General features: G+C 69.9%; 9 protein-coding genes. 2 read left to right on the top strand and 7 right to left on the bottom strand.

The window, feature by feature from the left end:
* The 4 genes from P1P70_RS31260 to P1P70_RS31245 all read right to left on the bottom strand — a co-directional run.
* A partial coding sequence (locus P1P70_RS31260) for an AAA family ATPase (RefSeq protein WP_319243758.1) occupies positions 1-684 on the bottom strand: 684 nt, incomplete at its 3' end.
* A complete protein-coding gene (locus tag P1P70_RS31255) occupies positions 681-2,195 on the bottom strand; it encodes a hypothetical protein (RefSeq protein ID WP_319243757.1) in 1,515 nt (504 codons plus the stop codon). The genes P1P70_RS31260 and P1P70_RS31255, both read right to left, overlap by 4 nt.
* Positions 2,192-3,325 carry a hypothetical protein gene (locus tag P1P70_RS31250; RefSeq protein WP_319243755.1) on the bottom strand — a complete coding sequence of 378 codons (1,134 nt, stop codon included), beginning with the start codon at positions 3,323-3,325 and terminating at the stop codon, positions 2,192-2,194. The genes P1P70_RS31255 and P1P70_RS31250 overlap by 4 nt, the downstream gene beginning before the upstream one ends.
* 32 nt (positions 3,326-3,357) lie before the next feature.
* Positions 3,358-4,221 (bottom strand): hypothetical protein, encoded by an 864-nt coding sequence (locus P1P70_RS31245; protein ID WP_319243753.1) that lies wholly within the window; start codon positions 4,219-4,221, stop codon positions 3,358-3,360.
* 134 nt (positions 4,222-4,355) lie between these two features.
* Between P1P70_RS31245 and P1P70_RS31240 the strand changes: the two genes are divergently transcribed.
* Both P1P70_RS31240 and P1P70_RS31235 read left to right on the top strand, forming a co-directional pair.
* Entirely contained in the window at positions 4,356-5,642 is a 1,287-nt protein-coding gene (locus P1P70_RS31240) for an exonuclease SbcCD subunit D (RefSeq protein WP_319243751.1), read from the top strand.
* On the top strand, positions 5,639-8,821 hold the full coding sequence (locus P1P70_RS31235) for an SMC family ATPase (RefSeq protein ID WP_319243749.1): 3,183 nt from the start codon (positions 5,639-5,641) through the stop codon (positions 8,819-8,821). The genes P1P70_RS31240 and P1P70_RS31235 overlap by 4 nt, the downstream gene beginning before the upstream one ends.
* 330 nt (positions 8,822-9,151) lie before the next feature.
* Here the strand turns inward: P1P70_RS31235 and P1P70_RS31230 are convergent, their stop codons facing one another.
* From P1P70_RS31230 to P1P70_RS31220, 3 genes are read right to left on the bottom strand one after another with little or no spacing between them, the layout of a single operon-like run.
* The gene (locus P1P70_RS31230) at positions 9,152-10,612 is read right to left on the bottom strand and encodes a UvrD-helicase domain-containing protein (protein WP_319243747.1); all 1,461 of its coding nucleotides are present in this window, start codon (positions 10,610-10,612) and stop codon (positions 9,152-9,154) included.
* Entirely contained in the window at positions 10,609-11,085 is a 477-nt protein-coding gene (locus P1P70_RS31225) for a hypothetical protein (protein ID WP_319243745.1), read from the bottom strand. Before P1P70_RS31225 ends, P1P70_RS31230 begins: the two co-directional genes overlap by 4 nt.
* The gene (locus tag P1P70_RS31220; protein ID WP_319243743.1) at positions 11,082-11,405 is read right to left on the bottom strand and encodes a hypothetical protein; all 324 of its coding nucleotides are present in this window, start codon (positions 11,403-11,405) and stop codon (positions 11,082-11,084) included. Before P1P70_RS31220 ends, P1P70_RS31225 begins: the two co-directional genes overlap by 4 nt.
* Between the last annotated feature and the right edge of the window lie 66 nt (positions 11,406-11,471).

Below are 11,471 nucleotides of genomic sequence, written 5' to 3'. Positions count from 1 at the left end.
GGGGTAGAAGGCCCTCGAGACGATGCCTGCTGCTGAGGCGGGAAGCCGCCAGGAGATGGGCAGGGTGTGGGTGCTGGTGTCGTTGTGGTTCGTCAGGACGGTGACGGCGTTGTTGAGGGGGTCGTGGGGCAGCCCGGTCCACCGGGGGGTGCTGACGATGGAGAACGGGTCGAGTTGTCCGGGGTCGCCGACGAGGAGGGCTCGGTCGAAGAGCTTGGCGATCAGCAGGAGGGCGTCGGAGCGCATCTGGTAGGCCTCGTCGATGATGGCCCACTTCCAGCGGGGGCCGTCTACGTACGCCCATTTCATGGCGGTTGCGATGATCACGTCGCAGGCGAGGACGTCTTTGATGTCTTTGCTGATGATGGTGTTGGTTAGGGTCAGGACTTCTTCGCGTGCCTCGTAGTTGTGCCCGGCGAGGCGTCCCAGGCGCAGCGGGGGTGCTTCTGGGTCGGCGAGGCTGACCAGGAGGTCGTCGACCTGGTGGTTGGTCTGGGCGATGATGATGCACTGTTCGCCGGCGTCGGCAAGGGCACGGGCTGCGCTCACGACCAGGGTCGATTTCCCTGCGCCGGGGGGCGAGTCGACGACGAGGGGCTGCGTGGTGGTGTCGGTCAGTGCGGTCAGGACGGCGGTGACCGCTTGGCCGGCCAGTTCCACGGGCGGGATCGGGGGCTGGGTCACGGCTGGTTCTCCTCGGTCTCCTCCAGGACGGCGGCTGGGTGGTTGTGCTGGGGGCCGCCATGGGTCCAGGGAGTGTTCTCTCGGCTGGGGAACGGTGGCCGGCTGAAGAACTCGGGGGCGAAGGTCAGCTCGAGCAGATCACCGACGGCGGGGATGGAGTCGGTCCTAGGCTTGTTGACGGTGCCGGTGAGAGTGGTCACCTCGAGCAGGAGATCCGTGCCCTGGCCGTGAGGAGTGATGGCACGCACCGCCATGTGCACGCGCGGGTTGTGGGGTCCGGCGAGCAGGTGCCCGATGTCCAGGCGTACTGGGTCGGTGGTGTGCAGGGTCAGGCGGGGGCGCAGTTTGGGGCTTCTGGCGCCGGGGATGGTGTGGTGGGCGTCGACCTCGGTGACGGTGCCGGCGACGGCTTCTCCGGTGGTGCGTCGCTCGGCCATGAAGTAGGGGTCCTCCAGGGCGCGGTGGGCGTCGAAGGCTCCTTGGGCCAGTTCCATGCGGGCGAGCCGGCGGGCGGCGGAGACGGGGTCGTCCTTGATGGGCTGAGGGCGTCCGTCGGCCGCGAGGTAGGTGGTGTAGGCGGTGAAGCGGTCGCGGTCGGCGGCCCAGCGGCGCTGGGCATCGTGGGTCTGGGGCAGGTTGCGTAGCAGGCCGAGGGCGTGCCAGGCGTCGTCCCAGGTGGGCTTGAGGTAGTTGTGGAGGAGGGTGTGCATTCGGTCGGTGAGCCGGATCATCGCGGCGGCGTTGCCCTCTTTGGCGGCGTTGTCGTAGGCCGTCAGCAGGGGGTCGAGTTCGAGGCTGTCGAAGGCGGGGTCGGTGGCCGGGCCGGCGGGCCGGTGCAGTTGGCCGTCGGGGCCGGGGACTTGGGGGTTTTCGGCATCGAGGGCGGCGCGCAGGCCTGTGGTGCCGGGGGGAGGGTCGATCCAGGCGAGGAGTGCGGCAAGGTGCTCGTCCTCCAGGCTGCTCTGGCCGGTGATCCAGCGGGTGGCCAGCAGGTCGGTCAGGGCCAGCAGGAGGGCGGAGCCGGGGTGTTCGGCGTGGTCGGCGAAGAAGGTGAGCCACTGGCCGAGGCGGCCGACGCTGCGGGCCGGGTCGCTGCCCTCGTGCGGCTCGGTAAAGCGCAGGGCACGGCCCAGCCGCCCGACGTAGGGAAGGGACCTGCGGTTGGCGACCAGGAGTTGGGGGGCATGGGTGTGACGCTCGCGGCCAGGCTTCTTGCCTCTCGCGGGCAGGTGTTCGGTGTTCTGGAAGCCTTCGATGTAGGTGAGGATGTGGCCGGCCAGTTCTTCCAGGAACGCGGTGGGCCGCCCATGAGGCGGTGCGACCAGGAGCTGGGGGCGGCCCGGTTCGTCGCCGAACATGACGGCCAGCAAGGTCGCTTCGGTACCGGAGCGGTTGAGCGGCAGGAAGATCAGTGGCTGCTCGGCAAGGTGGAAGTGGCCGACCATGCTGGCGTCCTGCACTGTTTCGGTCTCGGCTGCCTCAAGGCGCAGCAGGGTGGACAGTCGGCTCATGCGGACTCCCGCAGTTGAGTGCGGACGGCGTGGGCGTGCCGGAGGGCGGCGGCCAGGTCGGCCTGGTCGGCGGCGGGGGTGCGGGTGCCGTCGGCGAGGCGCAGGGCGGTTCCGATGTGGTCGATGCCGCCGAGGTCGTCGCTGATGTCGCTGCCCAGGACGTCGATCGATCCGTCGTCGCGGGCTTCGCCTCGGCAGACGTAGGCCAAGTCGCAGAAATGACGGCAGGCCGGGGTGTAGCGGGTGGTGGTGGCTTGCAGGGCGGCGGTGAGTTCCTTGGGGTCGCGGGTGGGCCGCTTGTCCTGGTCGAGGGCGAGGTCGAAGGTGGTGCGGGCCGGCAGTGCGTCGAGGAGCGGTTCGACGCGGGTGAGCCGGTTGAGTTGCCGGGTGAGGGCGGCGATCTTCTTGCGGGCATCGACCACGCTGGCGGTGGGGCGGCGGGTGAAGTTGCGGGGCGTGACGAGGATGACGTCGTGGGAGACTCTGTCGCCGTCGATGCCTTCTTTTGCGAGGAGTTCGCGCAAGGCGAGGACGTAGGCGGCGGCCTGGGTGACGGCGGCGGCCACTTTTGTCCCGCTCGCCTGCTGGTCGACGACGGCGAAGGACTTGATCTCGATGATGTGGAAGACGCCGTCGATCTGGAAGGCGACGACGTCGGGTTCGAGGTAGACCGGGTGGCCGGCGAGGGTCAGCTGCAGGATGGGGTGGTCCAGCAGTGTGCGGGCGGGGCTCGTGGAACGAAGTGCTTCCAGGACGGCATTGCGGGTGTGGATGTAGCGCACCTGGGGGGTGGCGTCCTGGGTGCCGACCACCGCGAGGTCGGTGTGGGCGGCTTCGGGCAGCGGCAGATCCAGGACGTCACGCAGCAGGCGCAGCAGTTCGGCGCAGCCATCGGCCTTGACCTGCTGTTCGAAGGTGGCTCCGCTCCTGAGAGCAAGCGAGGACTTGGCGAGCGGGCGGGGTTTGCCCAGATGGACGGCGATGGCGTCCTTGTCGATACCGGCAGCGTCGAGCAGGGCCCGGCGGTTGCAGCCGGGGTTGGCGGTCAGGGCCGCGAGAGTGCGGGCGTCGTGCCCTTTGGCGGGGGCGGGGCCGCGCAGCGCGGCGAGCCGGTCGTTGAGCTGACTCACAGATCTTCCTTGGCGGGACAGGGCGCAGGCGGTCAGGGGACGGAGCGCAGGCGGCGGGCGGACTGGAAGGACCCTCCGAACAGCAGTGCCGCGGCGTCGAGTTGGCTGCGGGCACGGGCGGCAGCCTGGGTGCGGGTGGTGGTGTCGCTGGCAGTGTGGAGGGTGAGTTCGTCCTCGGCGGCACGGCGCAGCAGGGCCAGGTCGAAGGGGGCTCCGGCCGGGCCAGGGTGCGGCACGGGGGGCTGGGCACCGGGGATGTTCTGGGCGTAGCGCACGAGGAGTTGGCGGACGGGCAGCGGCAGGGTGGCCATGTCGAGGCGTTCGGCGGCATCCGCGATGTTCAGGGCACTGGTGAGGAAGTGGACGCGGGCACTGAGCGGGCCGACGATCCGCTGTTCCAAAGACCAGGTGCTGACGGTGAGCAGGCCGCGCGCGGGTGAGAGCAGGTCGGAGGTGAGCGCCGGGCACAGATAGTAGGGGCGGGCACCGGGGGCGCTGCGGTAGGAGCGTTCTTCGTCACGGCGCAGGCTGGTCAGCCGGGAGGGGGCCAGTCCGCCGGCGAAGAAGGCTTCATGGACGGTGCTGATGAGCTTGGGGGCGGCCGGCACGGCGAGCAGGGTCAGGACTTGGTGGACCTGTTCGCGTGCGGGCAGCAGGGTTTGCGGCTCCGCAGGGGCGGCCTGCAGCGCCGGAGCGCTGTTCTCGCCGCTGTCGGGAGCGTTGCTCTCCTCGCCCTCTTCGGCCTGCGCGAAGAGGGCGTCCCAGGCGCGCTGGGTGCGCCGCAGTTCGTCGCGGAGCTGTTTGACCTGGTCGCTGTCACGGGCCAGTTGGGCGCGCCGCATGGCTTGCTGCAGCTGATGCATGCGTTGTTCGAGTGCGTCCAGATGCTCGTGCATGGCCACCACTCTACCGCATTCCACGGTTTTCCAGTTTTCTCCTGTGATTACTGCTGTAGAGTCGTCGGCACTTCGCCAACTGCCGCTGCGCAGTGGGCATCGGGCAGTCCTGCCGTCACCGAGGAGAGCCGTTCATGAAAGCCCTGCACACATCCGACTGGCATCTGGGCCGTACCCTGGGGCGCCGCTCCCGGGACGAGGAGTTCGACGCCGTCCTGGCCGAGATCACCGCCATAGCGGAGTCCGTGCAGCCGGATCTGATCGTGCACAGCGGCGACCTGTTCGACACCTACCGGCCCGCACACAAGGACATCCTGCGCGCGATGCGCTGCCTCGAAAGCCTCGCGCGCATCGCGCCCACCGTGGTGCTGGGCGGCAACCACGACTCCCCCGACCTGTTCAACCTGCTGGGCTACGTGTGCACGCTGCGGCCGGAAGCCGAGCAGGGCCGCCTGCACTTCGTACACAGCCGGGGCGACACGGAACCGGGCACCGTGCTCGACTTCGACAGCCGAGACGGACACGAGCGCATCCGTCTGGCCGCCCTGCCGTATGTGCACCCCAACCGCTATCTGCATCTGTTCCCCGGCTTCGGGACCACCGCAGGCGCCTATGCGGCCGGTCTGCGAGAACTGCAGGAGCAGCTGTTCACCCGGCTCAGCGACGGCTACGACCCCGGCCGCGACGTGCTGCTGTTCACCGCCCACCAGTACGTGGCCGGCGCCAAGCCCGCGAACAGTGAGCGGATGTGGGAGGTACGCGAGCCCTACGCCACGGCCGCCGACGCACTGCCGCAGGTCGCCTACTGCGCGCTGGGGCACATCCACAAACCCCAGTCCGTCGGCATCGGGCGGCGCTTGGCCGGCTACGCCGGCAGCCCCCTGCAGATGGATTTCGGCGAGAGCGAGGAGACCAAGAGCGTCACCGTCATCGAGGCGAGCCCCGGCCGGCGCACTCTCATCACTCCGCACACGCTGCACTCCGGACGGCGCCTGGCCCACTTCCGCGGCACCCTCGAGGAACTCAGCGCCGCAGCAGCCCAGTACACCGGCGTCTACCTCAAAGTGCTCGTCCACACCGACGAGCCGATCCCCCGGCTCGGGGAGCGGGTCGCCGAACTCGTGCCGGACGCCATCCTGGTGGACGTCGATGAAGAATGCGCGGCCACCCGGGCCACAGTTTTGACCGGCGCCGACGCGGCCGACGACAGCCAGCTCGACGTCACCGCCGCATTCAGCGCCTATCTCGCCTATGCCGGCACCCGCGGGCAGAACGCCGACGAAGTCGTGGCCGCCTTCGCCGACCTGCTGAACACCCCCGACACCGAGCTGCCCCACTCCCCCGCCGAGCACCTGCTCGCCCAAGCCATCGCCACCTCCTGGACCAGCACCGCACACAGCGGAACGGAGAGGACCCCATGAAGATCATCCGCCTGAGCTTCTCGGGGGTCCGCAGCTACCCCAGCACCTGCGAGATCGACTTCACCGGCAAGACTCTCGTGGGCATCCTCGGCGACACCGGCGCGGGCAAGACCAGCATCCTGGAAGCCATCACCGTCGCCCTGTACGGCAGATGCTCCTTCACCGACCAGACGGCCCAGCTGCGCTCCGACGACTGCCAGGCCATGAGCGTCGACCTCGTGTTCCGTGTGGACGGCCGTGAATGGCGGGCACACCGCGTCTTCCACGCCACCCGAGGAACCCAGGCACGGCTGACGGACCCGGACGGCAAGCACACCGACGGCGCACGCGCTGTCGACGCAGCCGTCCGCGACCTCCTGGGAATCGACTACATCACCTTCAAATCCTCCGTCCTGGTCCCTCAAGGACGCTTCGGCGACCTGCTCAACGCACGTGACGCTCAGCGTGCCGCCATCCTGAAGTCCCTCTTCGGCGTCGACGAGCTGCAGCGGGTACGCCAGCTCGCCGACGGAGCCGTCGGCCGGATCAAGGACCTCATCAGCCAGGCACGGCAGGAAGACGCCCGGCTGCTCACCGACCCGGGCACTCAGGCCCAGGCGGACCGGGAGCGGCACGAACGAGCCTCTCTCGGCGCCGCAGACCTCAACGACCGGCTGGCCGAACTGCGCCGGCTGCAGACCGAGGCCGCACAGACGTCGCAGCACGCCCGCCTCAGCGGGAAGGCCACTGCCGAACTCACCGAGCGGCGCGTGACCGACTACGGCCGCACCACGGCCGCTGTCCGGCAGGCCCAGGACGAGCTGCAGCAGTTGCAGGAGGCCAACGCCGCAGCCGAAGCCGCCGTCCAGGGCGGCCTCACGGCTGTCGCTGCCGAGCGGGAGACGGCCGTCGCAGCGGGCCTGGCGTCCGACACCCTGGCGGCAGCCGCCCAGGTCCTCGCGGACATGCCCGGCAGGCTCAGCGCCCTCGCGGAAGGACAAGCGGCACACGCCCAGTTCCTGGCCGAGCTCACGACCGAGGAAGAAGCCCTGGCCCGGCGCGCTGACGAACTGGAGAACGCCGAGAAACACATCGTCGAGCTGCGTGGACAGGCGCAGGACACCGACGAGGATGCTGCTGCCGCCGACGAGGGGCTGCAGGCGCTGACGACTGCCGTCCGGCACGCCGGCGAAGCGGCCAGCCTACTGGCCCAGCAGCGCGCCCACCGCACCACCACCAACGGCAAGCTCAGCACCCTCATGCAGGCTCCTCCCCACAGCGACCCGGAAAAGGCGCGGACCACGCTGGCCGAGGCTCAGGGCGTGCTGGACGGCATCCGGCGCCGGGAGGCCGCACACACAGCGGGCGATGGGCTGAGCCCTGGGGACGACTGCTCCGTCTGCGCCCGGCCGCTGCCCGAGGGCTACCAGCCGCCGCAGCCGCAGGACGGCAAAGCTCTCGCCCAGGCCGCGGCCGCGGTGAAGAAGGCCTCCGCCGCGCTGAGCAGCGCCGAGCAGGAACACGCCCGCCACACGCACGAGGTTGAGGGGCTTCAGCGGGCCCTGCAGGAACACGAGCAGCAGGTCGAGGAAGCCGCTGCTCAGTTCGGAGCGTCCCTTCCGGCGGTGCGTGAGCAGGCGCTGGAACTCGCTTCGCGCACGGAGCACCCCCAACCGGCGGTGTTCGCCAAGGAGTTGGAAACCACGGTCGCGGCAGCCCTTGCCCGCATGGCCGACGGCACACAACCGACTGCCGTCGAACGGGAGGTCCTGACGGCTAACCTCCTGCAGGTCGCCCGCAGTCGCGTCGTTCAGCTGCAGGAAGCGGCCGACGCCAGCAGGAGTGAGCTGTCCCGGGCACAAGCCCAGCTGGGCGCGGAGCGCACCTCGCTGGAAAATGCCACACAGGCCTCAGGCAAGGCCCGCGAACAGGCGGGAAAGCGGACCGAGCACCTGAAGAACGAGCAACGCAGCCTGCTGGCAAGCCTGTCCGCAGTGCCCGAACCGGTACAGGTCGCGCTGCCCCGGCCTCCGCAGCTCCCCACGGCCGACCACTTGGCAGCTGTGGCCGAGGCGGTGCGGCACGAACAAAGCCGCCAGCAGGAACTGGCCGAACGGCAGGAACAGCTGCGTACACGCGTGCAGGAACTGCTTGCCGAGCGGAGCGAACTGGCCGGACGCCAACAGCGCGAGGTCGCTGGCCCCCTGCACCGGCTCGAAGTACGGCTGCAGCGCTGGGCGGACAGCGCCGGCAGCGCTGCAGCGCTGGTCGAGGAGTCCGAACGCCCCGTACTGCCTTCCCCGGCCGCGGCGAGCGACCCTGCCGCCGCGGAGGAGTACGCCACAGCCCTGGAAACCGCCAGTACCCTGCTGCTGGCGGCGCTGGACGGACACGACACCGCGGCGCGCGCGGCCATGGCGGAGCTGACCACGCGGCTTTCCGCGCATGCCCAAGAGGTGGCGGCCGCCTACCCCGGCACCGCGATGCTCGAGCTGCCCGGTGAGACGGATCCGCTGGACCCCACCCTCCTGGACGGTCTGAGCAGCCAGGCCGGCACCCTGCGCAGCGAAGCCGAGCACGCCCTCAGTGACGCGGAGAAGGCTGAGTCCCAGATTCCCCACAAGGAACGACTTGCAGATGCGCTGGCCGCAGGCGAACGCCAGCTGGCTGCCTGGCAGGCGGTGAGCACCCATATGACGGACGGAAAGTTCCTCGGCCACCTCACCGACCTGCGCACCCGTGCTCTGCTCGCGCACGGCAGTGAGTTGCTGCAGCAGCTCTCCGGCGGACGGCTGGGTTTCGCCGACGACTTCGACATCGTCAGCCTCACCAGCCATACCCGCCGCAGCTCCCGTACCCTCTCCGGCGGGGAAACCTTCCAGGCATCGCTCGCCCTCTCCCTCGCGCTGATGGAGATGCACGGCCGAAGCGGCACCCGCATGGAAAGCCTCTTCCTCGACGAAGGCTTCGGCACCCTGGACAGCGCTTCCCTCGACAGCGCCCTGCAGGTCCTGCGTACGCACGTCGGCACCGACACACTGCTGGCCGTCATCAGCCACCTGCGTCCGGTCGCCGAGACGGTGCACGACGTGCTGTGGGTCGAAAAGGACCACCGCGGCTCCCAGGCACGCTGGCTGAGTGCGCCCGAACGCGACAGCCTCGTCCGTGACGACCTGCACAACCTCGCAGAACTGGCATGACCTCGCGGACGGGCTCTGCTCCTGTTCAGAATGCCCAGCGAGTCTGGCCGCCCGCCGCACTACTAAGGGTCCGTCTTCAAACGGATCTTGCCCAGGGCAGGATGACGCGAGACTGCTGCTTCGTAGGAGGTGGCGGTCTTGTCGTATCGGGTGGCGATTCCACGGAAGCCCTTGAGACGGTTGAAGCAGCGTTCAACGACGTTGCGTTGACGGTAGATCTGCCAGTCGGATGCAGGGGACCAGCCGCCGCGGCGGCCGCAGTTGTGCTGGTGCCGTCGCTGGTCGGTCTTCTACGCCTGGGACGGTGAAGTCGCGCTTGCCTCGAGTGGTTCAGCCGTGGGCGCTGTGGGGATGATCTTGGATCCAGGACAGGCCGCCGAGGTCCAGTCGCTGGCGGGTGCGGGTGACGGCCACGTAGGCGAGGCGGGCCTCGGCGTCGTCGATGGGCTCTGGCCGTGCTTGGGGGCTTGTGCCGTCGTTGGCGTTGTCGGGGCGGGCGAAGTCGTCTGCGATCAGCACGCGGGGCCATTCGCGCCCCTTGGCCTTGTGGGCGGTGGAGACGGTGACCTGGGCCTGCGGCTCGGTGGTGAGGTGGGCGACGGCGGCGAGGATGGCGTCGGTGCCGTGGGCGTCGACGAGGTTGACCAGGGGCTGCAGGTCGCGTCCGGCTGGATCGTGGGAGGCGTAGTCCTGCAGATCGCCCCAGGAGGGGAAGAGGATCAGTTCGGGGTGGTGGGTGCGGCGGCCTTTCTTCAGGTCACTGGCGGCTTGGGCCAGGGTGCGCAGGCTGTCTCCTCCTCCGGCCAGGGCGACTCGGTATCCGGCGGCCATGAGGGCCATGACCTGGGCCATGGCGCCGACGTTGGTGCGGCACAGCACTGCGTCCGGGCTGGTGACGGGGCCGAGTTCGGTGGGCACGGTGGGGGTGCCGGTGAGGCGGATGGGGGCGTCGGCCAGGTGCAGCCAGCGGTTGGCTTCCTCCGCGAGGTCGGGGCCGAAGCGGAAGGACTGCGAGAGGGTCAGCTGGGTGCCGTCGAAGCCGGTCATGACGTCTTTGGCGCCGCGCCAGTGGTAGATGGCCTGTGCGGAGTCGCCGACCATGACCAGCTGGGCGTGGTCGCGCTGGTTGAGGAAGATCTGTTCGACGGCGGGGTTGGTGTCCTGGGCCTCGTCCAGCAGGAGGAAGTCGGCGTCGATGCGGGGCTGGGTGAGGGCCCAGATTTTCAGGTAGTGGTCGTGGTCGAAGCGGACTGCTCCGTCGTCGGGATGCTGCAGGTCGGCCCAGGCCTTGCGGGCGAACGGCAGGAGGTGGGTGGCCAGTTCGGTATGCAGGTCTGTGTTCTCCAGGCCGCGCAGGTGGGGTACATGGTGGCGGGTGATGGCCGGGTCGGCGCTGTGGCAGAAGCGGGTCACGGTGTTCATCAGGGCGTTGGACAGGGCCCGTTGGGAGACTTCGCGGTCGCCGATGCGGATGGCTTTGGTGACGCCGAGGGCTTGTCCGGTCTGCCAGGCCGGGCGGCGGGGTGCGTTCAGGCGGCGGGTGTAGTGGTGGCCGACGGCGGCGTAGGCGAGGGCGTGGGCGGTTTTGCACTGGACGGTGTGCGGGAAGCGTGCGCGTGCGTCCTGGGCGATGGCCCGGTTGTAGGCGAGGTAGCGGCCGCGGCGTGTGGTGGCGTGGGCGAGGAGGGCGAGGGTGGTGGTCTTTCCGGTGCCGGCGCCGGCTTGCAGGGCGAGGTGGTCGCCGGCGTGGAAGGCGTCGGCTGCGGCCGTTTGTTCGTCGGTCGGCTTCATGGTGTGGGGCTTTCGGGGAGGTGGGTCAGAGCGTGTCCGACGGCGGACAGCAGGTGGGCGGGGTTGGCGTCGGCCAGCAGCTGGCGTACCGCGCGGCAGAGTCGTTCGGTCTCCTGGTCGGCGTACGCGGCCAGGGCCCGGTGCAGGGCCAGTTCCACAAAGTGCTCAGGGGGTTGAGCGGCGCGGCGTGCTGCGTCCGTCAGGGCAGCGTGGGCGGTGGGCGGGAGGTCGACGTTGAGCAGGATCCTGTTGTCTGCGTCCGGGTAGTGCGTGGTGATCACGTCGATGGGCAGTCGGGATGCGATGTGGCGGCGCAGCCGGCGTACGGCCTGGTGGGCGTTCTTGGCGTGTATGAGGGCCATGACGCGGATGGCGTCGTGATTGGCGGCGAGCGGCAGGCCGCGGGCGGCGCGGTGCAGGGTTGCTGGGGGGCGGGTCAGAGTGATCTCCAGGGCGTGGTGCGGCATCGTCATCCCCTCTCCTGCTGGAGTGCCGGCGGGTGCGGAGTGCGGGTGCGGATGTGGGCGGCGTGCAGGCGGGGGTGGAAGGTCTGCCAGTCGGTCAGGGTGAGATCGGGGGCGCTGCTGGCGACGTGCGCTGGGCAGTGCTGGGCGCTCCAGCGCAGTTGTTCGGTGTAGGGCAGGTGGCCCAGGTCGTAGACGGCCATCAGGGTGTCGGGCAGGGCGAGTTGGCCGCGGCAGGGGCCCGGGGGCAGCAGTGTCCAGCGTCCGGCGGGATTGCCGGGGGTCAGGACGGGCCGGGGGCAGCGACGACGGTGGCGGGTCTGGGCCACGTCAGCGGATGGCGTCGAGCGGGCCGGGGGCGAGGTAGCGGATCAGCAGGATCTGCACGACCGGGC

Origin of the sequence: Streptomyces sp. MB09-02B (assembly GCF_033794485.1) — a bacterium.
In the GTDB taxonomy this organism is placed as follows: Bacteria; Actinomycetota; Actinomycetes; order Streptomycetales; family Streptomycetaceae; genus Streptomyces.
Note: the sequence above shows the minus strand (reverse complement) of the source record. Positions and strands in the feature narration are given on the sequence as shown.